The following is a 26226-nucleotide window of genomic DNA, read 5'->3' on the forward strand; positions in this document are numbered from 1 at the left end:
GGCACCGGTGGCGCAGGGTTGATTCTCGGACACGACAACTCCGTTTCGCTGGAATCGAATCGATCGGTGACTAGCGGCCGGCTCGGTCCGGCGGACCCGGTTGGACGAACTGCGTTTCATCTAGGACGAGTTCGCCCGAGATCACAGCTCGAACCCACTTGCCGCCACCACGTACGGGCCCCGACCCGAGCCCACATCCCATGGCCCAGACCAAAAACAACCCGCGCCCGCAGCAGTCCCGGTCGTCGGCGGGAGGCTCCACCCCGAGCGCGAACGGCGCACCGCCGTCAACCACTTCGACGACGACACCCTGATCGCCCACCACGCACGAGATGGACCGAGCCCCACCGGCATGCCGCACGGCATTCCCCACCAACTCGGACGCCACGAGCCGCAACACGTCAACGACGTTGCCCTGGCCGCATCCGGTACTCCACGCCGCCACGAACTCCCTTGCCGCAGAGGCAGCTTCCGGGCCAGGGGGCAGATCGATCCGGTGCACTCCCGTGCACAGGTTTGCGGATTGGGTCATAGCGCGCCGACTCCCCACTGTCAGTGGTGCCCAGGGCATCGCGATCTTGCTGCGCTTGGTGATGCTTCAAGCACAGGCGGTGACTTGAAAGAGACTGCACGCGCTCCGTCGCATGAGTCAAGCCACATGCTTGAATTATTCAGAAGTCATGCGAACGGGTGTCGACGCCGCTAGGCTCGCGCCGTCAGCGATGCTGCGCGGTTGCACAATGGGGTGGAAATCCTCGGATGGAAGGCGCTCGATGGCAGGCACGGGACCGGGCAATCTGAAGGCTCGACGAGAACTCGGGGCGCGACTTCGCAAGATCCGCGTGCGAATGGGACGCTCATCGGAGAGCGTGGGCAAGGCCATTGGCATCAGCCAGTCCACGCTCACGCGAACCGAAACCGGCGATCGGACCTGCACAGAACGAGAGTTCTATGCTCTGGTCGACTTCTTCGGGCTGGCCGGCGATGAACGCGAGGCGCTTGAGCTGACGGCAATGTCCGTCTGGAACGCGGATCCACCGTGGTGGTCACGCTTTGGCGACGTCATCTCAGCCAACTACGCCACGGTTCTCGAGTACGAGGACTGGGCCACCTTGCGCCAAGACTACCAACTTGCCGTCATGCCCCCGCTTTTGCAGACCGAGGCGTACGCGCGAGAGGTCACCGCCGTTGGGTTCAACGATCTGAACCCCGACCAGGTAGACGACTTGGTCGAGGTGCGTACGTGCCGTCAGCGCCGTGTCTATGAAGACCCATGCTTGGCTATAGAAGCCGTAATCACCCAAGCCGTGCTTGAGTTCGAAGTCGGCGGTAGCACCGAGCACGACGCGCAACTTCGACACCTGTTGGAGATGACTGCGTTGCCCCACGTGGAGGTGCGGGTGATTCCTTTCGCGGCAGGAGCTGGAGGGACCCAGTCGAACCCCTTCCAGATTCTCTCCTACGGTGAAGGTGAGCCCTCCGTGGCATTCGGACAGGGCGTCGGCGGGAGCACGTTCATGGACGATCCTCGTGACGTGCGACGGATCACTCGGCTCTTCAAGAACCTGGCCAGACACGCGCTGAGCCCGGAGGATAGCCGTGAACTGATTGCCACGATCAGAAAGAACTGACATGACCCTGCGTCACACTCGTCCTGAGGCCCGTCCCGCCTGGCGGAAGAGCTCGTACAGCCACAACGACGGCGACTGCGTCGAGACTGCCCCGGTTCGCGCTTCCGTTGCGATTCGCGACAGTAAGGACCTGAGTGTCGGTACTCTCGCCGTCCCCCATGACGCGTGGACGTACATGGTGGACGCTCTCAAGGGCTGACAGGTGGTTGGGTGCTTATGCCCCTTGTCTCCCGGTGCGCATCGGGGGACAAGGGGCGGTCGGGGGTGGGGCGTTGTGATCACGTGACCGTCAGGCGCCACAGGGATGTGGTTTCTGCGGTGCGGGCTGTGTGTAGGGGGGTTTTGGGGTTGGTTGCTCTTGGGTGTTGGGGCTTCGTTGTGATCCTGTCCCGCACCTTGAGGCCGGCTGCTTCGATGGTGGTGGGGACCTCGTCGGGTGTTCTGAGGCCGAGGTGTTCGGCGAGGTCGGAGAGGATCAGCCAGGCCTCGCCGCCCGGTTCGAGGTGGGAGGGCAGGTTGTTCAGGAAGGCTCGGAGCATGGTGCTGTTCGGGTCGTAGACGCCCTGCTCCAGTGCGGATGTCGGGTGGGCGGGGATCCAGGGTGGGTTGCAGACGACCAAGTCGGCGCGGCCTTCCGGGAAGAGGCAGGGGCCGACCACGTCGATGCGGTCCGTGAGGTCGAGTCGGCGGATGTTGTCCCGGGCGCAGGAGAGCGCGCGTGGATTGATGTCGGTGGCCAGCACACGGTCGATTCCTCGACGGGCCAGGACCGCGGCGAGTACGCCCGTTCCCGTGCCGAGGTCGAAGGCGGTGCGGCCGGGGCCGCCGCCGGGGAGCGGCGCTCGGGCGACCAGGTCGACGTACTCGCCCCTGATCGGGGAGAAGACGCCGTAGTGCGGGTGGATGCGGGCGGCGAGCGCCGGAACCTCCACGCCCTTCTCGCGCCACTGCCGTGCTCCGATCACGCCCAGCAGTTCGGCGAGCGAGACCACCGACGGCCCGTGCGGTGGGCCGTACGCCTCGGTGCACGCGCGACGGACGTCGGGGGCTCTGCGCAGCGCCAGGGAGTGGTCGTCCTCCAGCAGTACGAGGAGTTTGCCCAGTACCCGAGCCCGGTGACCTCGGGCGCGGCGGTGGAGACGGAAGGACTCGGCCGGGCTGTCACCCGAGCGGGGAGGCTTCCGGTCGAGACGGTGGTTCATCGCGCGCAGCAGTCCACGTGCGTTGTGGTAGTCGCCGCGCCACAACATCGCCGTGCCTTCGCAGGCCAGACGGTATGCGGTATCGGCTTTCATCCCGTCGTCCGCGACGACGACGCGTCGGGGAAGCGGTGCGGCGCTCTCGGAATGCCAACGGGCGGATCGGACCGTGTGGGCTTCGGTCCAGTGGATCGTGGACACCACGTACTCCTCGTGATCGAACGTGCGGGGGCACGAAGAGCACTTCGACGAGGAGCAGGGGAGAACGACGCGCGTGCCACGACGGCACAGGCGCGTGTATCGGGGCAGGCCGGCCTACCGCTTCCGCGTCGAAGCGCGAGAGGAGAAGTCGCCGAGAACCATGCCGAGCGTCACGACCGGCCCTTCCGGGGAGGTGGAGAGATGACAGGTGAGGCTCGCACGGTTCCCGACGCAGGGCAACCGGATTCGGGCCCGGGGCAGGGCGTCATCCGCTGCGCGGCCCCGGATGACGCCCCGTTCCGCTACCAGGTCTTGCCGGCCTGCTCGTTCGTGGTGCGGTTGATGCGGTTGAAGAGGTTGGTCAGGGCGATTTCCAGGGTGATCGCGCCCAGTTGCTCCTGGGTGAAGTGGCCGGCGGCGGCCTCCCAGACCTCGTCGGTGACGCCCGGGGCGCCGTCCTGGATCCGGGTGGCGGCCTCGGTCAACGCGAACGCCGCCCGCTCCTCGTCGGTGAAGAAGGGCGTCTCGCGCCAGGCGACCACGTGGTGCAGCCGCTCGTCCGACTCGCCGGCCTTCTTCGCCGCGTCGATCGAGGCGTACACGCACGGGCTACAGCCGTTGATCTGGCTGACCCGCAGATGGATCAGCGACAGCAGGCGCGGCTCGACACCCCCGGCGTGGATCGCCTTGAAAAGGTGTTGGAAAGCGGTGGTCAGGTCGGGGCTGGGCGCGCTCTTCAGCCGTGCTTCCATGGGTCCTGCTCCTTCATCGGTTACCTGCGCCCCCTCGGGCCCGTCATCACCCATGACGGAGCGGTTCCGAGGAAGGTAACGACATGTCAGGCACCAACCCCGACCACGATTCCGACCCCGGGCCCGGCACCACGGATGCGATGGTCGAGGCGTTCGAATCCCAGCGCGACCGGCTGCGCGCGGTCGCCTTTCGCATGCTCGGGTCGCACTCCGACGCGGAGGACGTGGTCCAGGAGACCTGGCTGCGGTTGTCCCGCCAGGACACGGCGAGCATCCACAACCTCGGCGGCTGGCTGACCACGGTGGTCGGCCGGATCAGCCTGGACTGGCTGCGTTCGCGGCAGGCCCGCCCCGAGGCGTCCTACGACGAGCGTTTGCCGGAGTTCGTCGTGACGATCGACGACGGTCCCGCGCCGGAGGAGGAGGCGGTGCTCGCCGACTCCGTCGGGCTCGCGCTCCTGGTCGTGCTCGAATCGTTGCGGCCGAGCGAACGGCTCGCGTTCGTGCTGCACGACCTGTTCGCGGTGCCGTTCGACGAGATCGGCAGGATCCTCGGCAAGTCCGCCGACGCCACGAAGATGATGGCCAGCCGGGCGCGCCGGAAGGTACAGGCGACCGAGCGGCCGGTGGACGGCGCGCGGGGGCAGCGCGAGGTGGTCCACGCGTTCCTCGCGGCGGCTCGTCACGGCGCCTTCGAGGAGTTGTTGCGCGTGCTCGATCCCGAGGTGCGGTTGGTCGTCGACACCCCCGGCGGTACGGTCGTCACCCTCGGCGCCACCAAGGTCGCGGCAGGCGCGCGACTGGCCGGGGGCGGGGTCACGCTGGGGCGGGCGGCGTTCGTCAACGGCCTCCCCGGGGTCGTTTCCTGGCACGAGGACGGCTCTCCGCTCTCGGTCCTCGCGTTCACCGTCGTCGACGACCGGATCACCGAGATCAGGGCCGTGGTCGACCCGGCCAAGCTGGCCCTGATGAACCTGCCCGATCCCAGGTGAGCCAGGGCGTTCCGACAACCGGGCAGGGGTCGGGTGGACGGACGGATGCACCGACCGAGCCCGTCCGCGACCGCGGACGGCGCCCACATCGGGACGCGGCGACGCGACGGAGGCCGGAATGGCCGCGACGTACACTCGCGGTGCGGGCGAGGCACCAGGCCGGGATTCCGGCACCGGTGCGAGGGAGGGGTCGGGATGTTCGGTTCGAAGAAGAGGAAGACGAAGCCCAACGACCTGATGGCGCGGCTCAGGCCCGACCTGAGTCGGGAATCGCTCGGCGTCGGGCCCGACTTCCCGGGCGTCGCCCCGAACCCGCTCCTGAGCGGTGAGGCACGAAAGCGCGATGCGGAACTGCGTGCGGGGGCGCTTGCGCTCGGCGTTCTCGTCGACTGGCGGGAGGTCAACAGCAATCCACGCGTGGTCCTGATGTTCGACGTGGAGACCGCCGACGGCATCTCGTTCCGAGGTATCGCGGACGAAGGTCTCACGATCACCGAGCTCACCCGACTCGCCCCGGGACAGACGTTGCCCGTGCGCTACCGGCCGGCCGTCATGGACCACTACGTCTCCCTCGCCCGGGACGCGGACCCCGCCCACGTGCGGCAGCTCTCCGACCGGATCGCCGGCCGCAAGCGGACCTGACCCGAAGCCATCGGCCGGCCGTTTGCGTCGGTCGGCGGTCCGTAAGGGTCGCCCGTCAGTTCGGGTTCGGGTCCGCCGTGCGGAACGGGCGAAAGAACGTGCGCAGTTCCTCGGCGTACAGCTCGGGCTCCTCGAACGCCGCGAAGTGGCCGCCGCGTTCGGCCTCGGTCACGCGCACGAGGTTCGTGGTGCGCTCCATCCAGGCGCGTGGCGGGCGGACCAGGTCGCCGGGGAAGAGCGTGAAGCCGGACGGGACTTCGACCCGACGGGCGAGTTGCGCGGGCGGGATCGAGTTGTTGGCGCGATACATCCGCATCGACGAGCCGATCGTTTCGGTGAGCCAGTAGATGGTGACGTTGGTCAGGATCTCGTCCCTGGTGAAGCCGCGCTCGATGTCGCCGTCGCAGTCGCTCCACGCGCGCAATTTCTCGACGATCCAGGCGGCGAGGCCGGCGGGCGAGTCGGTGAGGCCGACGGCGGCGGTCTGCGGCTTGGTCCGGTGCATCGCGGCGTAGGCGCCCTCGGCCGCGCCCCAGGCGGCGACCTCCCGGAACCACTCGCGCTCCTCGGGTGTGAACTCGGCGAGGTCGCCGGAGACGACGGGTACACCGGCGTCGGTGCGGTGTACGGCCACCACCCGGTCGGGGTGGTCGAGGGCGAGGTAGCGGGCGACGTGGCTGCCGATGTCCCCACCCGCCGCGCCGAATCGGGCGTAGCCGAGCCCGTCCATCAACTCGGCCCACAGACCGGCGACGGCGATGGAGTCGAGGGGCGGGCCGGTCGGGCGATCCGAATACCCGTAGCCCGGCATGTCCGGTACGACGACGTCGAACGCGTCGGCCGGATCGCCCCCGTGCGCGCCGGGATCGGTCAGCAGCGAAATCACCTTGGTGTAGCGCCAGAACGAATCGGGCCACCCGTGCCCGAGCACCAACGGCAACACGGGTCCGGTCGGCGCGACGGCCCGGGCATGCACGTAGTGGATCCCGAGTCCACCGACGGTTGCCCGATAGCGGGGCAGCCGGTTGAGCGCGGCCTCCTGCGCGTCCCAGTCGAACCCGTCCGCCCAGTAGTCCACCAACTCGCGGAGGTATCCGAGATCGACCCCGAGCCCCCAGCCGACCTCCTCCGGCGCATCCGGCCACCGCGTGCCCCGCAACCGCGCCCGAAGATCGGCGAGCACGGCGGGATCGGTGCGCCCGATGAATCGTTGCGGCTGGAACACCTCTTCATCCGACATGGCACGCATGCTAACTCCGCGACGATCATGCCCCGAAGCGGACACGCGCCCGCGCGCTCACGGGCCCGGCCGGTCGCGCTCACGTCAGCCGGTCGGCAAGGCACGCACCCTCTCCAGATTCGTTCGCACCAGCGCAATCGTCGGATGGCCTGGGCTCAGCACCCGTTCGCAGTCTCGCAGGGTGCGCTCGAACAGCGTGATCGCTCGGCCCGGGTCCCCCGCCTCCGCGTACGTACTCGCGAGGTTGTTGCGAGCCATGAGGGTGTCGGGGCCGTCGTTGCCCAGAACCCGTTCCCGGTCGGCGAGGGTGCGCTCGAACAGTCGGATCGCACGGCCGAGGTCACCCGACGTCCGGTACGCGTACGCGAGGTTGTTGCGGGACGAGAGTGTGAGCGGGTGGTCGTTCCCGAGCACCCGTTCACAGCCTTGTAAGGTGCGTTCCAAGAGCGGAATCGCATGGTGCGGATCGTTCGCGTCCTGGTACGAGTCGGCAAGATTGTTGCGGGCGGTCAGTGTGTCGGGGTGGTCGTCGCCGAGTATCCGTTCGCAATCCTGCAGGACACGTTCGCACAGCGGAATCGCGCGTCCAGGGTCGTGTGCTTCGCGGTATGCGTTCGCGAGGTTGTTGCGGGCGGCCAGTGTGTCGTGGTGGTGGTCGCCCAGTACCCGTTCCCGGTCGGCGAGAGCGTGCTCGAACAGTGTGATCGCTCGTGCCGGATCGCCTGCCTCCCGGTATGCGCCCGCGAGGTCGTTGCGGCAGGCCATCGTGTTGGGATGGTCGTTGCCCAGCGCTCGTTCGTGGTCGGCGAGGGTGCGCTCGAAGAGCCGGATCGCACGGTGGAGGTTGCCCGAATTCCGATACGCGTGAGCGAGGTTGTTGCAGGCGATCAAGGTGTGTGGGTGGTCGTTGCCCAGCAGTTGTCCGCTGTCTTTCACGGTGCGTTTCAGGAGTGGGATGGCACGCCGCGGGTCGTTCGCCGCTCGGTACGCGTTCGCGAGGTTGTTGCGGGCGGAAAGTGTGCTCGGGTGGTCGTTGCCCAGTACCCACTCATAGGCCTCCAGAATGCTTTCGTAGAGTGGGATTACCCGGCTCGGATTCCCCGTTGCCTGATATGCGCCCGCCAGGTTGCCGCGGGCAGCCAGGGTCTGGGGGTCCTCGTTGCCCAGCACTCGTTCACAGTCTTCCAGAACGCGTTCGTAGAGTGGGATCAACTCGCTCAGAGGGTTCCCGGCCGCTCGATATGCGTCCGCGAGGTTGCCCCGGGTGGCCATGGTGTCGGGGTGGTCGTTGCCCTGTAGTCGTTCCATCGCGGCGAGAGTGTGTTCATAGAGCGGAATCGCCTGCCCCGGGTTCGCCGCCGCCTGGTATGCGTCGGCGAGGTTGGTGCGGGAAGCCAGGGTGTAGCGATGGTCGTCGCCCAGCGCCCGCTGCCGGGCGGTGACGGCACGCCGGAAGGTGTGGATGGCGCTGTCCGTCGCGCCTTGTTCCAGGCGGTAGGCGGCGACGCGGTCGAGGATGCGGGCGGTGTGGGCGGTGTCCTGGTCGGGGGAGTGATGGTGGGTGAGGGTGTCGACGTGCGGCAGGAGGGCTCGATAGCAGGGCCAGTGCGCCGGATTCTTGGTGTCGTAGGGAAGGGCGAGGGCGAGGAGGACGGTGGCCCCGTCGCGGGCCCGGTCGATGGCCTCCGGCCGGCGGTGGGGGTCTTCCGGGTCCTGGGTGCGGGCCAGGGATTGGACCAGGCGGTGGATGGTCAGGGTGCCGTCGTGGTTGTCGGTGATCATGCCGTGGGCGACGAGTCGGCCGATGGCGGTGGTGAGTTCGGGTGGTTCGGCCAACGGGGCGAGGAGGTCCCTCGGGATGTGGTCGGGGGCGTACCAGGCCAGGATGCGCAGGATTTCGCCGGCGAGTGGGGTTTCGGCGAGGCGGTCCAGGGTGACGCGCCAGATTCGGGCGATGGTGCGGGTCGAGTCGCCGCCTTCGGCGGTGGCCGCGAACATCGTGGCGGGCCACCGCGCGAGCATGTCGAGGTAGGCGGTCGGGGTGGTGCCCGTTTCGGCGCAGTAGGCGGCGGCCTGTTCGACGGCCAGGGCGAGGTGGCCGAGTTCTTCGCACAGGGCGTCGGTGCCGTGCGTGCCTCGCGGCCCGTGGTGGGTGAGGATGCGGGTGAACAGGGCCGTCGCGTCGATGGGTTCGAGGACTTCGAGGCGGATGGTCCTCGCGTGGTGGTGCCAACCCGTGGCGCGACGGGTGGTGATCAGGACGCGACCGCCGGGGGTGCGGTCGACGAGTGGATGGATGTGGGACGGGTTCTCCACGTTGTCGAGGACGAGCAGCCACTCGTGGTTGTCGGTGAGCCAGCGGATGGCACGTTCCGTTTGCGACTCGGCGGGCAGCTGGGTCACACCGGGTTGTAGGGCTCGGGCGAGGGCGGCCAGGTCCGCGTCGACCCCCGCGGGGGTGTCGGCGGTGATCCACCATCGGACCGGTTCGCGGCGGCGGGCGGCCCAGTGTGCGGCGAGGGCGGACTTGCCGACGCCGCCGAGGCCGTGTACCGCGTGCACCACCACCTCGCCCGCCTTGCCGAACGCGGCCTCCAGCGCCGCGAGTTCGTGCTCACGACCGACGAACAGATCGGATCGGGGGATGTTCGAGACGCCGCTTCCGGGCGCGTCGTGCGGGATCGGCGCGTATGCCTCCGGGGGTAGCGCGTGTTCGGCGTGGATCGCGATCGAGTCGATGACGTTGCCGCCGGCTGCGATCGCGCCCCGGGTGGCGGACGTGCTCGGGGCCGGGACGGGTGCGTTGGGGGTGCGCCGTCGCCTTCGGCGTTCGGGCTTCACGGGCCGTGGTGCGCGGTCGAGCCTTCGACGTCTCCGCCGGCGGCGATCGAGCCGTCGCTTGCGGAGATTCCCGGGCCGGTGGGGGGAGTCGGTGATCCCGCGCCGGTGGCTGTGCCGCGTGCGGAGGCGTTGCGGATGTTTCCGCGTGCCGCGATCGAGCCGGTTTCCGCGTGAACCGGCTCCGAGGGGGACGGCCCCGGGCCGGGCGGTGTCGTTCGGACCTGCCACAGGGCGACGCCCAGCGCGGAGAGTGCGATCAGCGTGCCGATCACCCCGGCCCACTGGCTCGAACGCTCCAGGTCCGCGGCCGACATCCAGACCACCAGTGCGACCGCCGCGAGGCCGCCGACGACGGCCAACCCCCACCAACACACCTTCACCCACACCGTCATCGGGCCATCGTCCACCCCGGGCCGAGATCACGTCAGCCGAATCGGGCGTCGACCCGACTCGGCCGGCTATGTGCGGAAGCGGGTCCACAGGTTGGGGTAGCGGGTGGCCAGGGCGTCGTCGAATTCCAGGTTGACCGCGGTGCCGGCCGGGTCCACCGGTTGCGGCGGGAGGCCCACCGGCGGCATCCGGGCGCCGGTCATCTGTTCGTAGGCCTCGTCGGCGGCGTAGCCCAGGTCCTCGCCGTCGCCGTCGATGTCCGGGTCGAAGGTGTCGAGGAGGTCGGCCAGATCGTCGGGGTCGCGAAGGGCGCCCTCGAAGACGTCCCGGCCCTGGCCGATCAGCCAGCAGCGGAACGCGTCGAAGACGTCGTCGCTCGCGCCTTCGAGCAGGACCGCCGCCGCGCCCCACAGGTCCCAGCGATAGGCGCGGGTGTAGCGCGCCTCGAAGTGTTTGGCGAAGTCGCAGACGGAGTCGGGATCGAGCTGTGTCAGGCGCTCCACCAGCAGGTCGGCCTGCTCCTCGGGGTCGCCCTCGGCCGCCTCGCGCGTGGCGTCAATGAGTTCCCAGAACTCGCTCTCGTCCATCACGGTCGGATCATCGCACGCGCGAGGCCGATCGCCCGGGAGGACATGAAGGGCAATTCGGTCCGCCCGCCCGGGCCCGACCTCGGGCTCAACCGTCGGCGCGCGAGGCCGCTCCGGCCAGGATCACCGCCACGGTACGTCGGGCGAAATCCGGCTCGACCGGAACCTGGCGGAAGACCACCCGGAGCCAGGCGGCGCCGGCCAGCAGGTCCATCAGCAACATCGGGTCCGCGTCGGCGGCGAGTTCGCCCCGGGCGACGGCGCGCTCGAAGACGGGACGTTCGCGGGCCAGGCGGCCGGCGAAGAAGGCGCCGGCGTGTTCGGCGAGTTCGGCGCTGTGGGTGACCGCGCCCAGGGCGGCGACGGCGATGTCGGCCGTCGGCGGGGTGGTGAGCAGGGACACCATGCCGTCCAGCAGCGCCTCGAGGTCGCCCCGGAGGCTGCCGGTGTCGGGCATGGGGAACTCCAGGCGTCGGGCGCCGGCGAGCGCGGCGCCGAGGAGCGCCCCCTTCGACGGCCACCAGCGGTAGATCGTGGTCTTGTTCACCCCGGACCGCTCGGCGACTCCCTCGATGGTCAGGCCCTCGTAGCCCTTGTCGGCGAGGAGGTCGAGGGTGGCGTCGAAGATCGCCTGGGCCTTGCGCGGGCCGCCGCCGGACCCCGAGCCCGTGGCGGCGCCGGTGCCGCCGCCGGCGTCGGTGGGTTCCGCCGGGTGTCGTTCGTCGTTCATACCGGGAGACTAACAGCTTGAACACAACGCTACGTTGCGTTGTATTCTGCTGCTAGCGTGACGCCCATGAAGCCTGGGAATCACCACCCCGAACCCGCTCCCGAACCGGCGACGTCCACCACGCGCGTCTGGGAGATCGAGGAATCGCTGACCGTGCCGCTCGCGCCGGAGGCCGTGTACCCGATCGTCGCCGACGTCCGGCGGATGAAGGACTGGAGCCCGGAGGTCTTCGCCATCCGGCCCCGCGGGCGCGGCTTCGTCGGCTTCAACCGGCGGGGCCCGTGGGTCTGGTTCACCGTCTGCCGGATCGTGACCGCCGACCCGGGCCGGGAGTTCGCGTTCGACGTCACCTCCTTCGGCCTGCCCATCGCCCGCTGGGGCTATCGGCTCGCACCGGCGGAGGGGGGAGCGGCGACGCTGGTCACCGAGTACTGGATCGACCACCGCCGCGACGGATGGCGCCGCCGGGTCGCCGAGATACTCGGACTGGTCTTCACCGGAACCCCGGCCGCGAGGCGTGCCGAGCGCAACCGCCAGGGCATGCGCACGACGCTGCGCCGTCTCCGGGCCGCGTGCGGCGGCGCCCCCTGACCTCGTCGCCGGGGCGTGCCCTACCGCGCCCCGCCCGCCCCGTACAACCGCCGGATCCGTGCCGAGTCCGCCGGCACCTCCCCCGACAGCGTGAGAAAGTGCTCGATCTGCCAGGCGCGCGTCCGCTCCGCCTGTCGCACGGTCGGCGTCACCCACGGCGGGTAGACCCGAAAACCCCGCTTGCCCCCGACGCCGCCCACGGAGAGGATGCCGCGCTCCGCCAGGACCGCCGGCGGAAACACGAACTGCCCGACGTGTTCGCCCTGCCGGCAACCGATCACGACCAGGTCGATCGTGTCCTCGGCCGCCGACGGCTCGATCGGCCCGGCGGCCGAGCGCCGCCACAGGGTGACGAACAGCCCGACCTTGGTCGGCGTGGTCCTCGCGCTCCGAAAGCGGACTCGGGCACCGGCCACGGTGAGCGTGTACGCCCCGTATTCGGCGCTCTCCGGCTCGGCGACCGGCCGGCCGCACCCGAACCCGATCGGGTCGTAGACCATCTCCTTGGCGGCCGTCAGATCGGCGGGCAGGGACGACGACCCGTCGGTCGGCCAGGGCTCGCCTCTCGGGTCGGATCCGGCCGAAAGATCAGGGTTCGCAACCATTCGGGCATCCTGCCGGCATGCCCCGACACCCCGGGCGCCGACCTCCGGAGGCCGACCCCGGACGGTGTGATGCCCGGTGACCCAGACCTCGGGCCACCGGGCATCACAATCGGGGAAAGCGGTTGTACCGACTACCTATGTGCTACGTGCTACGTGCCGTCGGAGTCCGGCCTCAGCACGGTCCGAGGTCGACCCACACTCCCCACTGCCCGGTGGTTCCGGGGGTCTCGCCCTGGGTCCACCACTTGGCGCGGTAGGTGTGGCCCTGGTACGAGACCACGTTGCCGCCCACGTAGACGGTGCCGGCGTCCCAGGCGGGCGCGGAGCAGTTGCCCGGACCGCCGTCGCCGACCGTCAGCGTGTACGTGGTCGAGTGCACGACCGATCCCGTGCCCGTGATGGTGATCGGGTACGTGCCGGCCGCGGTGTTCCCCGAGACGGTGATCGTCGCGGTCGAGGAGGTGCCGCTCTGGACCGACGGCGGGCTGAAGCTCACGCTGATGCCCGACGGCGCGTTCGAGCTGAGCGTGACGTTCTGCGCCGTACCGCTGGAGGTGGTGGTGTTCACCGTCGTGGAGGCGGTGGCACCGGGCTGCGCGTTGCCGGAGGACGGCACGGCCGAGATGGTGAAGTCGTTGGTGGGCGTGGTGCCGCCGACCGCGGTCTTCCAGATCGTGTACGCGACACCGTCCGCGCTGCGGTTGAGCACCGTGGCGCTGATGTTGGAGGTGGTGTCACACGAGGAGTGGTAGCAGGAGTCGTAGGACTGGTTGGCCTGTCCGCCCCACTTCGTCGCCTGCGCCGAGGTCTTGCGCGCGTCGGCACCGGCCGCGTAGCCGGAGGTCGGGATGCCGGCCTGCTGGAAGGAGTAGTCGTCGGAGCGGCCCTGGCCCTCGACGTTCTCCTCCGGGCGCAGGTTCAGCGAGTCCCAGTACGCCTTCATCGGCGCGGCGGTGGCGGAGTTGATGTTGTTGATGAAGTAGCCGCCGTTGGGCGAGCCGACCATGTCGAAGTTGTAGTAGCCCTTGATCGCGGCGCGCTGCGTGGAGCCGAGCTGGCTGACGTAGAACTGCGAGCCCTGGAGGCCCTGTTCCTCGCCGGCCCACCAGCCGAAGCGCACGTGCTTGGTCAGGCTGGGGTTGGCCTGGGCGAGCGCGAGCGCGTTCTCCAGGAGGGTGGCGGAACCCGAACCGTTGTCGTTGATGCCGGGACCGGCACTGACGCTGTCCAGGTGGGCGCCGAACATGACGACCGAATCGGCGGGGCCGCCGGGCCAGTCGGCGATCAGGTTGTTGGAGCGGTACGTGCAGGAGGTGCAGGTCTGCTCGCTGACCTGGAAGCCGGCCGCCTGGAGCTTACCCTTCACGTACGCCACCGACGCGGTGTAACCGGCGCTGCCCGCACGGCGGTTGCCGCCGTTCTGGTTCGCGATCTGGTTGAGCTGCGTCAGGTGCGACTGCACGTTCGCGACGTTGATGTCCGGCGGGTCGCTCGGGTTGCCCGGCCCGCTGCCGACGGTCAACGCGTACTGCGCGGTGTGCGAGGTGGACGAACCCGTGCCCGTGACGGTGATCGAGCTGGTGCCCGCGCTCGCCGACGCGCTCGCCGACAGGGTCAGCACGGAGGACTGGCCCGTGCCGATGGTCGCCGGGTTGAACGATCCGGTGACGCCGGCCGGGAGGGGGCCGGTGGTCAGGGTGACGTTCTGCGCCGGACCCGAGACCAGGGTGGCGGTCACGGTGGTGGTCGTGGTGCCGCCGGGCGTCACGCTGCCGCTGGTCGGGCTGACCGCGAGGCTGAAGTCCGGAACCGGGTCGCCGGTGCAGGTCGGGTCACCGGTCTGGGCCGGCACGCTGATCGCGTCCCACGCCGCCTTGGTCTTCTTGAAGAGGTCACACGTGGGGTCGAGGGTCTTGGCCGCGGTGAGCGTCGCGGTCCGGTAGCGCTTGTAGGTCATGCCGCTGGTCTTGAGCAGCATGCCGCCGTAGAAGACCTTGCCGGCCTTCTGGATGCCGACCCCGGTCAGCGTGGTGTTGTTGCAGGTGGGGCTGCCGGGCTTGCCCGGGCCGTTGGCCGCGGTGCCCTCGGCGAGCAGGTAGAACCAGTGGTTCATCGGTCCGGCCGCCGCGTGCTCCTCGGTGTTGGGAATCGAGGCGCTGTAGCAGTCCGGGTCGCCGTTGGTGGACGGCTTGTACATGTAGCGGATCGGGCCCTGGCCCACGAGGTTGACGGTCTCGCCGACGGTGTAGTCGGGCGCGTCGTAGGGGGAGGGCTCGTTCGTGTACGCCTCGGTCAGCGCGCCCATGATGTCGCCGGTGGCCTCGCCGAGTCCGGCCTCGCCGCTGGTGCTGCCCGGGGTGAACTGGTCGATGCCGTGCCCGAATTCGTGGCCGACCACGTCCATCGAGCCGATCCACTGGTTGCTCTGGTTGTGCCCGATCGAGATGGACGAGCCGTCCCAGTAGGCGTTGACGTCGTTCAGGCCGACCTTGACCGGCCAACTGCCGCCGTTGCCGTTGTGGCCGTTGCGACCCAGCCAGTCCTTGAGCATGTTCCATTCCTTCTGCGCCGCCCACATGACGTCGACGCAGCCGGTTTCCTTGCTCGATGCCTGACCGTTGCCCCACGAGTCGGTGGACTTCGAGAAGACCTGGCCGGAACTGTAGTCGGCGCAGGTCAGACCGGGGCGGTTGGGGTCGCGCAGGGAGTACGAACCACCGGAGTTGGTGGTGTCGATGGCGAGCGGGTTGGGACCGTTCCACTGGCTGTTGCCGGTGCCCGCCTTGACCTCGTCGGTCGTGTCCAGCACCTTGCCGGTGGTCGCGTCGACGAACACGTGCAGCCGGCTGGGCGCGGTCGCGGTACGACCCGCCACCACCGTTTCCCAGGCCAGCGCGCTCTTGTCGTCCTTGACCCGGACGACGAGGCGGTGCGATTCGACCTTGTCCACGACGGGGAGTTGGGCCCGGGACGTGGCCTCGGCGGCACTGGCCGCCACCGTCGGTTGGGTGGTCACGGAAATGCGCGCGTCGGTCGACGCCTGGGTCGCGTGCACGCGGCCCTTGCCGTCGGCCATGACCACCGCGTCGCCGCCGACGACCGGCAGGCCGCGGTAGGTGCGCTGGTACGCGACCGAGTACAGGTCGTTGATCCACGGGGTGACGACCTGGCGTTCGTACTGCTCGTCGGGACCCTTGGCGAGGGCGTCCAGGCCGCTTGCGGCCGCCCGGTCGGCGGCGGACACCGCGAGTGCCTGCGGGTTGGCGGGGGGAGGGGACGGGTCGGCGACGGCCGGTGTTCCGGCCGCGCCGATCGCCAAGCCGGCGAGCATGGCCAGGACGGTCCCGGCCGTGGTCGTTCTGCGATTCATCGAGGCTCCTTGGGAGGGGACATGCCTCGACCACGTCGCCGGCTTGCGCCGCGTACGCCTCGTGAGCGACGCGGGCGACCGTGCAGGCCGGGTTCGTGCCCGAGCGAGCGAAACACTCACACGGGTGTGGGGACTTGGTGAAGTGATCGGCAACGGCCGGCAAATTCCGGCAAACGCCAAGCAGACCCCGGGAGTCGCGGGAGTGCCTGGTCGCCCGGTCGGGCGGCGGTGCGATGCCCCGACGAGTGCGCCGACGACCGTTCAGTGACCCGGCATCTGCTCCAAGAGGTCGCGCACCTCCGGCAGATCGCTCCAATGCTGGGTCAGACGACGGCGCAGGCCCAGTAGTTCCCGATTTGTGGTCGCGGTGCCCAGACCGGCGGCCTCGTGGATGACCGGGGCCGCGGTGATCACCGCCGCGTCGGGTCGGCCGGCGCACGCGAGCGCGTCGGCCAGCCGTACGGTCAGCAACACCCGGGCGGGGCGCAGCGGAACGGGCAGCAGGTCCAACGCGGCCTCCACCGACTGGACCGCAGAGCGGGCCGAGGCGAGATCGCCGGTACGCGCGGCCAGATCGCGCAGCGCGCCGCCGATGGTGGCCTCCATGCGCAGTCGGCCGGCCAGTCCGGTCAACCACGGTGCCTCGGCGCGGTCGCGTTCGTCGAACCGGTTGATCTGCCGATGCGCGGTGGCGATCTCCTGGCGACACTCGCCGATGTCGCCGCCGAGTGCGTGGCCGCGGGCCTGGTAGAGCTTGGCGAGTGTGGTGATCCAGGCCCGGCCGGTGTCCACCGCCTCCAGCGCGCGGGCGTAGGCCAGTGCGGCCGTCGCGTCGCCGTCGAGGCGGGCCAGCGAGCACACGTCGCCGAGCAGCGAGGCGCGGGCACCCGGACTCTCGCAGACGTCCGCCCAGTTGAGGCCGCGGTCGTACCAGGCCATGCCGATCACGCTCTGGCCCTGCTGCATCCGGAAACGCCCGGCGAGTTGGGCGTAGTCGGCGGCCAGACGCAGCTGCGCGTGCGGCGAACGGCCCTGCGCGTTCAGGGATTCGGCCCAGCTGACGATGCGGCGCAGCACGTACTCGACGGAGCCGACCAGGCCGGTGGTGGTGCCGCCGTGCAGGCCGGCCTGGGTGTAGCCGCCGAGCAGGGCGGTGAGTACGTGGACCACGTCGGGGTCGACGCCGGTCGGGTTGTTGCCGTCGATGCCGGCGAGGATGGTGAGCGCGTCGGCGTACGGCGGGACCTCGCACTCGTGGCAGCCGTCCTTGCCGTGCAGGGGGCAGGGCAGGCCGTGGTAGGGCAGCCGATCGGGCCAGAACCGGTCGGCCAGGGGGGCGAGTCCGGCCGGCGCCTCGCCGCCGGGTATCACCGAGAAGTGCGTGCGGTGCAGCGCGGGCGGCGGGATGGCTCGGCTGGTCAGGAGGGCGGACAGGTCGCCGCCGGTGTCGAGGAGATCGTCGAGCCGGCGCGGCAGACCGGCCGGCGGCTCGCGCAGGCCCGCCTCCAGCTTGCTGATCAGGCTGTGGTGATAGCCGACGCGCAGCCCGAGCTGCTGCTGGGTCATCCCGGCGAGGCGGCGCCGGGTCCGCAGCGTGCGGCCGAACTCCGCCCACAACGGTGTGGACGCGACCTTTAGAGGTGTGGACGCGACCTGTGTGGTGACGGGTGCGTTCGGGAGCCTGTTCACGTTCGTCCTCCCCGAGGTAACTCCGGATGGTCGACGGTTGGTCACTGCCCGGAGCAGGGTGACAGACGCGAGTGCGAGTTGTCTGCGATGGAACGAGGCATTCCGCTTTTGGCGTGTGGTGGGGGTGGGGTCGGGTGGGGGGTGGGTGGCACGGGACGCGGTGTGACATATCACCCCGGGTTGTCGGGGGCGGGGTCGGTGGGGGCGTGTGACCGGGGCGGGTGGCGAGGTTGGCCTCGAACGCCGGCCGGGCTGATTTGGCCTCGTGCGGATTTGGCGTTGCGCGCGGGTTGGGCTGTTGGCCTCAAGTGCCGGCCGGGCTGATTTGGCCTCGTGCGCCGGTTGGGCTGGTGTGGCCTCACGTGCCGGTTGGGCCGGGTGGCCTCGAACGCCGGCCGGGCTGATTGGGGCTCATGCGCCGGCCGGGTTGGTCCGGCCTCCTGTGTCGGTTGGGCCGGGTGGCCTCGAACGCCGGCCGGGCTGATTCGGCCTCGTGCCGATTTGGCCTCAAACGCTGGCCGGGCTGATGTGGCCTCACGTGCCGGTTGGGCCCGGTGGCCTCGAACGCCGGCCGGGCTGTTTGGGGCTCATGCGCCGGCCGGGTTGGTCCGGCCTCGTGTGTCGGTTGGGCCGGGTGGCCTCAAACGCCGGCCGGGCTGATTTGGTCTCGCGCCGATTTGGCCTCGAACGCCGGCCGGGCTGTTTGGGTTGGTTGGGTCGAGTGGGCCAGCGGCTTTTGGATTCGGTTGGGTCGGGTGGGCTCGCGGGTTGGTTGGGTTCGATTGGGGTGGGTGGTTCGCGGGTTGGTTGGGGTTGGTGGGGGTGGGCTGGAATGGGGCTTGTGGTTGGTGGGGTGGTTAGGCCGTGGGGGTGGCTTTTGGGGGGAGGTTTGTCAGGAGGCCGTCCCTCGCGCCCGGGCCCGGGGTTGCCTTCAGGGTTTCGGGGGTCAGGGGTTCCCGGCAGGCGGAGCAGATGTGGATCGCGGTCGTGGGGTGGCCGCAGGGGGTGTGGGTGACGATCACCGGGGGGCCGTCGGGGGCGGCCCACTCGTCGCCCCATTGGCGCATGGCGTTGAGTACCGGCCACAGGGCGCGGCCCTTGTCGGTCAGGCGGTAGTCGTAGCGGACCGGCTTGTCCTGGTAGGCCGCGCGTTCGAGGATGCCGTGCTCGATCAGGTGCTCCAGGCGCTGGGTGAGCACGTTGCGCGAGATGCCGAGCCGGTCGTGGAAGTCGTCGAAGCGGCTCACGCCGAAGAAGGCGTCCCGCACGATCAGCATCGTCCACCACTCGCCGCCCACCTCGAGGAACTGGGCGACGGAGCAGTGCATCTCCTGGAAGCTCTTGCGGCGCATGGCGTCAGTGTAATGGGTGGGTTGCATGATTGTACTTAGTTAGTTGCTTTATAGAACTTACTCGTTCTAGGTTGGCCGAGTTGCTTCATGGGACTTGGTCGTCCGGTGACCTGGAAGGGGCTCTCGTCATGGCCGGTAGTGCTTCGGATCGACCGCCGCGCGCGTTTGCGGCGGTGTTGGTGTGTGCGGGCGTGGTGCTCGTCAACCTGGACCTGTTCATCGTCAACGTCGCGATGCCCTCGCTGGCCGAGACCTGGTCGGGCTCCTCGCTCGCCGACCTGTCCTGGGTGCTGAACGCCTACACGGTCGTCTTCGCCGCCCTCCTCGTGCCGGCCGGGCGGTTGTCCGATCGGATCGGGCACCGTCGTGCGTTCCTGGCCGGCGTCGCGGTCTTCACCCTGGCCTCGGCGCTGTGCGCCGCCGCGCCGGAGTTGGCGGTCCTGGTGGTCGCCCGACTCGGCCAAGCGGTCGGCGCCGCGCTGTTGATGCCCGCGTCGCTGGGGTTGTTGCTCACGTCGTACCCGCCCGAACGTCGCGGTACGGTGATCCGGGCCTGGGCCGCGATCGGCGGAATCGCCGCCGCGGTGGGCCCGGTTCTGGGTGGCCTGTTGCTCGAACCCGGTTGGCGCTGGGTCTTCGTGGTCAACCTGCCGATCGGCGTGCTGACGCTGGTATTCGGTGCGCGCCGACTGCCCGACCCCGCGCCGACCGATCGTGGGCCGCTGCCCGACCTGGTGGGGGCCACGCTGCTGACCGCCGCGATCGGCGCGTTGTCGCTGGGCGTGGTGCGGGCGCCGGACTGGGGCTGGTGGTCCGGCCGTACGGTCGGCGTGTGGGTGGCCACCCTGGTGCTGGTGGCCGGTTTTCTGGTGCGCAACGGGCGGCACCCGCGTCCGGTGGTCGAGGGCGCGCTGGTGCGGAATCGGGTCTACGCGGTCTCCGGGGTGGCCAACATCCTGTTCGGCGTCGCGTTCGCCGGGATGCTGATCTCCGCCACGATGTGGATGCAGACCGTGTGGGGTTGGAGCGCGCTGCGGACCGGCCTCGGGACCGTTCCCGGGCCGCTGTGCGTGCCGTTCGTGACGATTCTGGCCGGGCGCTACGTGGCCCGGGTCGGACCGGGGCCGCTGGTCGTGCTCGGCGGAATCTCGTTCAGCGCGGGTTTGGGTTGGTGGATCCTCCGACTCGAACCGCACGCGCACTACGCGAGCGACTTCCTGCCCGGCTCGATCCTCGGCGGCATCGGCGTCGGGCTGGTCCTGCCGACCCTGATCGCCACCGCGACCGGTGCGCTGACCCCGGATCGGTTCGCCACCGGCTCGGGAGTGATCACCATGCTGCGGCAGGTCGGTGCGGCGCTGGGGGTCGCGGTGTTCGTCGCGGCGGTCGGCGCGCCGGCCACGCTCGACGGCTACGACCGGGCCTGGTACATCCTCGGCGGCGCGACGCTGCTCACCGCGCTCGCCGCCCTGTTCCTGCCCCGCGCGGGTCGCGGCGCGGGCGCGGGCGCGGGGGCCGGGCGGGCCTCGGGAGCGGCGGAGGTTTCGGCCGGATCGGCGGCTTCGGCGGCTTCGGCGACGGTGAACTGACGAGAGCGGGTGCGGGAGCGCGGGGTGCGTGGGCGGTATAGCGGAGTCGGGCGGGTCCGCTCGGTCCGGGCTCCCGCCCCGGTCGGGCCTCGCGCTCGGGTCGGGGCCGGCGCCTCGGTCAGGTTTCCTTTGTTGTCTTGGCGGCCTTGGCGGCTCGTTTCGCCTCCTGCTTGTGGGCGCGGACCTTGGCCAGGGAGTCGGGGCCCGTGATGTCGGCCACCGAGCGGTAGGAGCCGACCTCTCCGTAGGCGCCGGCCGCCTCGCGCCAGCCCTTGGGGGTGACGCCGTATTGCTTGCCGAGCAGGGCCAGGAAGATCTGTGCCTTCTGCTTTCCGAAACCGGGCAGTTCCTGGAGCCGCTTCAGCAGGTCGGCGCCGGTCTTCGCGTCGGCCCAGACCGCGCTCGCGTCGCCGTCGTAGTGTTCGACCAGGTACCGGCACAACTGCTGGACGCGGTGGGCCATCGAGCCGGGATAGCGGTGTACGGCGGGCTTTTCGACGAAGAGCGCGGTGAAGGCGTCCGGGTCGTAGGCGGCGATCTCGTGCGCGTCCAGGTCGGTGCCGCCCAGGCGGCGGGAGATGGTGTACGGGCCGGTGAAGGCCCACTCCATCGGGATCTGCTGGTCCAGCAACATGCCGGTCAGCGCCGCCAACGCACTGCGTCCCAACAACTCGTCGGCCTCGTCCTGCTGGGCGAGGTGCACTGTCGTGTTCATCCCCCGATGATCCCCCGGCCGGCCCCGGACCCGCACCCGGACTCGCCGCCGACCGGGGTTCTCGGTCAGCTCAGGGTCGTTGTCACCGCCGGGACGGCGGCTCGGGTGACGGCCTCGATCTGGGACACACCTTCGTCCATGGTCGGTTGGTCGTCGGAGAGGACGGCGATCAGCAGCGGCCGGCCGGCGTGGGTGATCTGGCCGATGCTGTTGATCACCCACAGGCCGGTGGCATCGCGGGGGAGCCAGCCGTTCTTGAGCGCCGGGGTGGTGGCGGGGTCGGCGGCGACGGACACACCCCAGGTCTGGTCGTCCTCGACGGAGGTCATCAGGTCGGCGATGTAGGCCCGGGAGTCGGCGTCGAGGGGTGAGTCGGCGGTGGTGATCGCGGCCAGGAGGCGGACCTGGTCGGCGGCGGTCGTCGTGGTCAACCCCCAGGAGGCTCCGGCCGGTTCGGTCTCGGTCAGGCCCAGGACGGCGTTGGCGGCGCGCAGTCCGGCGGCACCGCCGACGGCGGACCACAGGGTGTCGGCGGCGTCGTTGTCGCTGTTCTCGATCATGGCCTCGGCCGTGGCCCGTTCGGCGGCGGTCAGCGTGCGGTCGTCGTGCCCGGCCCGGAGCAGCAGCGCGGCCAGGATGTCGACCTTGACGATGCTCGCGGTGACGTAGGCGCGGTCCTCCCGATAGCCGGCGATCGTGCCGTCGGCCGGGTCGAGGATGGCGACCGACAGGTTTCCCGTGGTCGCGGGCAGCGCGGCGGCGAGCACGTCGGCGGCGGCCGGCCCGGCGGGCGGTCGCGGGTCGGCGGCGCGGGCCACGTCGGTGGGTGCGGCGGTGGGGCTGTCCGACGGTGGCAAGGCGGGCTCCGTGTGCTCGGGCGGTGTCGCCGATGTCGCCGGGGCCGCCCCGGCGTTCGCGGTCGGCTCGGCGGCGAACGAGGCCGGCTCCGCGCGGCCGGGCGAGACGACCGGCCACAGCAGGGTCGCACAGACCAGGACGATCGTGACGGGTGCGACGACGGCTCGGCCGCGGCCGATCGGGCGGCGGCGGGTGCGCTCGTGAGCGGGGCTCATGCTCCACACGCTGACGGGCGGGCCTGTGCGGTGGCTGAGACGCGGATGAAGACTGGATGAGAGTGACGGCGATCGCCACCATGATGTTCCGATGGACCACACGACGTATCACGGCACGGTGGGCGGTCGCGATCGCCCGCTCCACCTCGACCTGTTCGACCCCGGGCGGCCCCGGAGCCTGTCGCCGACGGCGGACGCTTCGCACGAGTCAGCGGCATGACGGTGCGGTTTCGGTTCGTGTTGCGGCCCGTGGCGGCGGTGCGGCCATGGGGGGACGAGGCGCCCCGGTTGGGCTGGTTCATCCTGACGGACGGCTGGTACTGGATCGAGGCGGGCGGCCACGAACTGCTGCGCTACGCGGACTCGGCGGGGGCCGGGGCGTTCGCCGATCCGGACGCGGTGCGCGAACCACCGTACGTCGACTATCACGTGGTCCGGCTCTGGGAGGACCTGGTCGACCTGATGCCCCGGATCATGGAGCCCGTACCGCCGGACCTGGCCGACTTCGTGCCGGATCGGCGGCTCCGGGCCGAGGGGCCGGCCGCGCCCGGTGTCGAGGCGGCGATCTCCTGGGCCGAGGGGCACGTGTTGGACATGGGCCACCTGCGGGCGGCACCGGACATCCGGTTCCGACGCGCGGTGTCGGGCGGGGGCGACACGATGACGATCACCTGGGCCCACGCGCCCGACCCGGACGACGACGACCCGATCCGGTTCACCGCGCCGGCCACCGGTCGGGTCACCGTGCCCACGGAGGACTTCACCGCCGCCGTGACGGCCTTCGACCGCGAGCTGTTCACCACGATGGAGGAACGGGTCGCGGCCCTGGAGGCATCCGGCCCACCCCCGGGCGTCGAACTCGACACGATCCACCTCCGCCGCGAACAACACGACCGCGCCACCTGGTTGCCCCGAGCCCTGAACCGCACCCCCGACACCGACTGGCCCGCGGTCCGCTCCGGCGCCGAACTCCTCGGCCGATCGACCAGGAGGCCGGCGAACCGGACCTGAGACCGACCGCGCCCGAGGCCGGTCGCTCGACGCACGCCGGCGGTTGCCCCGCTGCCCGCCGACAAGGAGGATCGTGCGATGCCCGTTCCGCCACCCCACCTCGACCCCGACTCGGCGACACGATGGCGGCACGCCCGCGCCCGGGCCGTGGACCACCTCCTGACGGCCGTGGCCGGCTCCAGCCGGGTCGACGAACTCGTACTGCGCGGGAGCGTGTTGCTCAAGGCGTGGTACGGCCCGGCGGCCCGCGAGCCGGGCGACCTCGACTTCGTGGTGACGACGAAGGGGTGGGGACCGGAGGACGGCCGCACCGACCGGATGTTCGCCGAGATCGCGCGTCGCGCCGAGGAGTCGTCCGGGATGGATGAGTCCGGCGTACGGGTGGTCGCGACCCGGGCGCTGGACGAAACGCTCCGGGCCTACGACCGCGCGCCCGGCCGCCGACTCGGACTCCCGTGGCGGGCCGAAGGGTTGCCGGGCGGCACGGTGTACCTCGACTTCGTCTTCGGCGAACGGTTGCCGAGTGAGCCGGAATTGGTCGAGATCCCGCGCTCCGACGGGACCGGTGCACATCTGCTGGTCGGCGCCACCCCCGAACAGTCGTTGGCCTGGAAGCTGTTGTGGTTGGTCGAGGACGACCCCCCGCGCCCGCGGGATCTCTACGACGCGGTATTGCTCGCGGAGCACGTGCCGTTGCCCGTCCGGCTGCTGCGGGACACGTTCATGGTGTTCGATCCCGGTTACGGCGGACACCCGTTCACCGTGGATCTGCTCCGCCCGGATCGGGTGAAGCCGTTCGAACCGGACCACGGTCACCCCGAGTCGATCGGCGGAGAGCTGTCGGTTCGGTTGGTGCGGGCGTTGGCGCCGACCTTCGCAGCGCGAGGCGGGGCCGGCGCGAGTGGGTACACCCGGGCCGTGCGGCGGATGGGTTCCTGGATCGAGAAGTGTCGGGCGCTGCGCGGGGACCCGCGGGCGCTGCTGGATGTGATCACGGCCGACTCGTGGCACCTGGACTCGGCCCTGGTGGTGTACCGCGAGGTGATGGGGTCGAGAACCTGCGACCTGGTCGAGGCCGCGCGGGTGGTGACCGGCCACTGGGACGGGCGGCCGGCGCAGGTCGGACACGAGCGGTGGCATCCGTATGTGGTCGAGGAGGCCTTCGAGCGGTTGGGCTAGGCGTGGGGTGGGGGTTGGGTGAGGAGTTCGAGGGAGCGTTCGCGCATTTCGATTTTGCGGATCTTGCCGGTCACCGTCATGGGGAACGCGTCGACCAGGTGGACGTAGCGCGGGATCTTGTAGTGGGCCAGCCGGCCGGCGCAGAACTCGCGGAGGGCGTCGGCGGTCAACTCCGGGGCGCCCGGGCGGAGTTTGATCCAGGCCATCAGTTCCTCGCCGTAGCGGGCGTCCGGGACGCCGACGACCTGGACGTCCTCGACGTCCGGGTGCCCGTACAGGAACTCCTCGATCTCGCGCGGGTATACGTTCTCGCCGCCGCGGATCACCATGTCCTTGATCCGGCCGACGATGGAGACGTAGCCGTCCGCGTCCATGGTCGCCAGGTCGCCGGTGTGCATCCAGCCGTCGGCGTCGATCACCTCGGCGGTGCGCTCGGGGTCGCGCCAGTAGCCCAGCATCACCGAGTAGCCGCGCGTACAGAACTCGCCGGGGGAGCCCTCGGGGACGGTCGCGCCCGTGGTCGGGTCGACCACCTTGATCTCCAGGTGCGGGTGGACCCGGCCGACCGTACCGACCCGGCGCTCCAGCGAGTCGTCGCGACGGGTCTGGGTGGACACCGGCGAGGTCTCGGTCATCCCGTAGCAGATGGTCACCTCGGTCATGCCCATCCGGTCGATCACCCGCTTCATCACCTCCACCGGACACGGTGAACCGGCCATCACGCCGGTGCGCAGCGAGGAGAGGTCGTACTTGCCCGCCTCGAAGTCGGGCAGGGCGAGTTCGGCGATGAACATCGTCGGCACGCCGTACAGGACCGTGCAGCGCTCCTCGTGCACGGCGCGCAGCGTGGCGGCCGGGTCGAACAGCGCGGCCGGGATCACCATGCACGCGCCGTGGCTGGTCGCGCCGAGATTGCCCATCACCATGCCGAAGCAGTGGTAGAAGGGCACCGGCAGGCACACCCGGTCGGCGGCGGTCCAGCCCTGGATCTCGGCGACCAGGAAGCCGTTGCCGAGGATGTTGCGGTGGGAGAGGGTGGCGCCCTTCGGGAAGCCGGTGGTGCCGGAGGTGTACTGGATGTTGATCGGATCCTCGGGACGCAGCGTGGCCTCGCGGGCGCGCAACCGGTCGAGCGAGACGTCGGCGCCCTCGGCGAGCAGGGCCGGCCAGTCCGGGGTGTCGATGTGGACGACACGTTCCAGGTCGGGGCAGGTGGGGCGGACCTCGGCGACCATCGCGGGGTAGTCGCTGGTCTTCACGCGCGAGGCGGCGATCAGGAGCCTGGTGCCGGATTGGGCGAGCGCGTATTCGATCTCGTGCACCCGGTAGGCCGGGTTGAGGTTGACCAGGATCGCGCCGACGCGGGCGGTGGCGTACTGGACGAGGGTCCATTCGGCGCAGTTGGGCGACCAGATGCCGACGCGGTCGCCCGCCTCGATGCCGACGCCGATCAGGGCGCGGGCGAGGTTGTCGACGGCGGTGTCGAACTCCGCGTAGGTCCAGCGCCGGTCGCTCGCGCATTCGACGAGGGCGTCGTGGTCCGGGTACGCGGCGGCGATCCGGGCCAGGTTGGCGCCGATGGTCTCGTGGGGCAGCTGCGGCGTGCGCTCTCCCTGGCGGAAGGACGGGGGGATTTCGGCCTGTGGCGGGGCGGGCACGGGGGTGGTCATCGCGGGTCACCTGCCTGGACGGGGTGGGTGGGGACTCGTGGTGCGGGGGTGCCGTGGGCGCGTGTGGTGGGTGGCGGGGCCGGGTTTTCGGGGTGGGGCGCCTGTGTGTGGTCGCGAGGGTAGGCGGGGGTGGGCGGGGGCGGCGAGCGGAGTACCCCCGAATGGGGGTGATGCCGG

23 protein-coding genes are annotated in these 26226 nt (G+C 70.4%); 8 read left to right on the top strand and 15 right to left on the bottom strand.

Annotation, left to right across the window (positions count from 1 at the left end):
- Positions 1-70: 70 nt before the first annotated feature.
- Entirely contained in the window at positions 71-571 is a 501-nt protein-coding gene (locus EMA17_RS55930) for an ATP-binding protein (protein ID WP_126635913.1), read from the bottom strand.
- Between the two features lie 202 nt (positions 572-773).
- On the opposite strand from EMA17_RS55930, the gene EMA17_RS06375 reads away from it, so the two are divergent.
- Complete coding sequence (locus tag EMA17_RS06375) at positions 774-1631, top strand: helix-turn-helix domain-containing protein (protein ID WP_126635914.1); 858 nt, start codon at positions 774-776, stop codon at positions 1629-1631.
- Position 1632: 1 nt separating this feature from the next.
- On the top strand, positions 1633-1830 hold the full coding sequence (locus EMA17_RS06380) for a DUF397 domain-containing protein (RefSeq protein WP_126635915.1): 198 nt from the start codon (positions 1633-1635) through the stop codon (positions 1828-1830).
- Positions 1831-1909: 79 nt separating this feature from the next.
- Here the strand turns inward: EMA17_RS06380 and EMA17_RS06385 are convergent, their stop codons facing one another.
- Positions 1910-3031, bottom strand: coding sequence for a methyltransferase (locus EMA17_RS06385; protein ID WP_126635916.1), 1122 nt, complete (start codon positions 3029-3031; stop codon positions 1910-1912).
- A 302-nt stretch (positions 3032-3333) separates the two neighbouring features.
- Positions 3334-3783 (bottom strand): carboxymuconolactone decarboxylase family protein, encoded by a 450-nt coding sequence (locus EMA17_RS06390; protein ID WP_126635917.1) that lies wholly within the window; start codon positions 3781-3783, stop codon positions 3334-3336.
- 83 nt (positions 3784-3866) lie between these two features.
- On the opposite strand from EMA17_RS06390, the gene EMA17_RS06395 reads away from it, so the two are divergent.
- Positions 3867-4775 carry a sigma-70 family RNA polymerase sigma factor gene (locus tag EMA17_RS06395; protein WP_126635918.1) on the top strand — a complete coding sequence of 303 codons (909 nt, stop codon included), beginning with the start codon at positions 3867-3869 and terminating at the stop codon, positions 4773-4775.
- 195 nt (positions 4776-4970) lie between these two features.
- The gene (locus EMA17_RS06400) at positions 4971-5417 is read left to right on the top strand and encodes a hypothetical protein (protein WP_126635919.1); all 447 of its coding nucleotides are present in this window, start codon (positions 4971-4973) and stop codon (positions 5415-5417) included.
- A gap of 55 nt (positions 5418-5472) precedes the next feature.
- Here EMA17_RS06400 and EMA17_RS06405 read toward each other — a convergent pair whose 3' ends face one another.
- From EMA17_RS06405 to EMA17_RS06430, 5 genes are all read right to left on the bottom strand, one after another.
- Positions 5473-6657, bottom strand: coding sequence for an epoxide hydrolase family protein (locus EMA17_RS06405; protein WP_126635920.1), 1185 nt, complete (start codon positions 6655-6657; stop codon positions 5473-5475).
- An 84-nt stretch (positions 6658-6741) separates the two neighbouring features.
- Positions 6742-9498: an FxSxx-COOH system tetratricopeptide repeat protein gene (gene fxsT / locus EMA17_RS51635; RefSeq protein WP_160161329.1), complete on the bottom strand. Its 2757-nt coding sequence runs from the start codon at positions 9496-9498 to the stop codon at positions 6742-6744.
- A complete protein-coding gene (locus EMA17_RS51640; protein WP_160161330.1) occupies positions 9495-9890 on the bottom strand; it encodes a hypothetical protein in 396 nt (131 codons plus the stop codon). Before EMA17_RS51640 ends, fxsT begins: the two co-directional genes overlap by 4 nt.
- A gap of 66 nt (positions 9891-9956) precedes the next feature.
- On the bottom strand, positions 9957-10475 hold the full coding sequence (locus tag EMA17_RS06425) for a DUF4240 domain-containing protein (protein WP_126636125.1): 519 nt from the start codon (positions 10473-10475) through the stop codon (positions 9957-9959).
- 88 nt (positions 10476-10563) lie between these two features.
- On the bottom strand, positions 10564-11205 hold the full coding sequence (locus EMA17_RS06430; RefSeq protein WP_126635921.1) for a TetR/AcrR family transcriptional regulator: 642 nt from the start codon (positions 11203-11205) through the stop codon (positions 10564-10566).
- Between the two features lie 66 nt (positions 11206-11271).
- Between EMA17_RS06430 and EMA17_RS06435 the strand changes: the two genes are divergently transcribed.
- Positions 11272-11796 (top strand): SRPBCC family protein, encoded by a 525-nt coding sequence (locus tag EMA17_RS06435; protein ID WP_126635922.1) that lies wholly within the window; start codon positions 11272-11274, stop codon positions 11794-11796.
- A gap of 20 nt (positions 11797-11816) precedes the next feature.
- On the opposite strand, the gene EMA17_RS06440 is transcribed toward EMA17_RS06435, so the two are convergent.
- The 4 genes from EMA17_RS06440 to EMA17_RS06455 all read right to left on the bottom strand — a co-directional run bounded on the left by EMA17_RS06440 (position 11817) and on the right by EMA17_RS06455 (position 18812).
- Positions 11817-12401, bottom strand: coding sequence for a MepB family protein (locus EMA17_RS06440; RefSeq protein ID WP_126635923.1), 585 nt, complete (start codon positions 12399-12401; stop codon positions 11817-11819).
- Between the two features lie 172 nt (positions 12402-12573).
- Positions 12574-15771, bottom strand: a complete 3198-nt coding sequence (locus EMA17_RS06445; protein WP_126635924.1) for a M28 family peptidase — start codon at positions 15769-15771, stop codon at positions 12574-12576.
- A 261-nt stretch (positions 15772-16032) separates the two neighbouring features.
- The gene (locus EMA17_RS06450; RefSeq protein ID WP_371862965.1) at positions 16033-17460 is read right to left on the bottom strand and encodes a helix-turn-helix domain-containing protein; all 1428 of its coding nucleotides are present in this window, start codon (positions 17458-17460) and stop codon (positions 16033-16035) included.
- Between the two features lie 857 nt (positions 17461-18317).
- Positions 18318-18812, bottom strand: a complete 495-nt coding sequence (locus EMA17_RS06455) for a winged helix-turn-helix transcriptional regulator (protein WP_126635926.1) — start codon at positions 18810-18812, stop codon at positions 18318-18320.
- Positions 18813-18940: 128 nt separating this feature from the next.
- Between EMA17_RS06455 and EMA17_RS06460 the strand changes: the two genes are divergently transcribed.
- Positions 18941-20401: an MFS transporter gene (locus EMA17_RS06460; protein ID WP_126635927.1), complete on the top strand. Its 1461-nt coding sequence runs from the start codon at positions 18941-18943 to the stop codon at positions 20399-20401.
- Between the two features lie 118 nt (positions 20402-20519).
- Here EMA17_RS06460 and EMA17_RS06465 read toward each other — a convergent pair whose 3' ends face one another.
- Together EMA17_RS06465 and EMA17_RS06470 are read right to left on the bottom strand one after the other, a co-directional pair.
- Positions 20520-21116, bottom strand: coding sequence for an HhH-GPD-type base excision DNA repair protein (locus tag EMA17_RS06465; RefSeq protein ID WP_126635928.1), 597 nt, complete (start codon positions 21114-21116; stop codon positions 20520-20522).
- A 65-nt stretch (positions 21117-21181) separates the two neighbouring features.
- On the bottom strand, positions 21182-22189 hold the full coding sequence (locus EMA17_RS06470; protein WP_170222114.1) for a serine hydrolase: 1008 nt from the start codon (positions 22187-22189) through the stop codon (positions 21182-21184).
- A 216-nt stretch (positions 22190-22405) separates the two neighbouring features.
- Between EMA17_RS06470 and EMA17_RS06475 the strand changes: the two genes are divergently transcribed.
- The gene (locus EMA17_RS06475) at positions 22406-23200 is read left to right on the top strand and encodes a DUF5984 family protein (RefSeq protein WP_126635929.1); all 795 of its coding nucleotides are present in this window, start codon (positions 22406-22408) and stop codon (positions 23198-23200) included.
- A gap of 78 nt (positions 23201-23278) precedes the next feature.
- Positions 23279-24379 (top strand): nucleotidyl transferase AbiEii/AbiGii toxin family protein, encoded by a 1101-nt coding sequence (locus EMA17_RS06480; RefSeq protein ID WP_126635930.1) that lies wholly within the window; start codon positions 23279-23281, stop codon positions 24377-24379.
- Here EMA17_RS06480 and EMA17_RS06485 read toward each other — a convergent pair.
- Positions 24376-26049, bottom strand: a complete 1674-nt coding sequence (locus tag EMA17_RS06485) for an AMP-binding protein (protein ID WP_246126483.1) — start codon at positions 26047-26049, stop codon at positions 24376-24378. The genes EMA17_RS06480 and EMA17_RS06485 overlap by 4 nt on opposite strands.
- Between the last annotated feature and the right edge of the window lie 177 nt (positions 26050-26226).

It is taken from the genome of Embleya hyalina (assembly GCF_003967355.1).
Classification (GTDB): domain Bacteria; phylum Actinomycetota; class Actinomycetes; order Streptomycetales; family Streptomycetaceae; genus Embleya; species Embleya hyalina.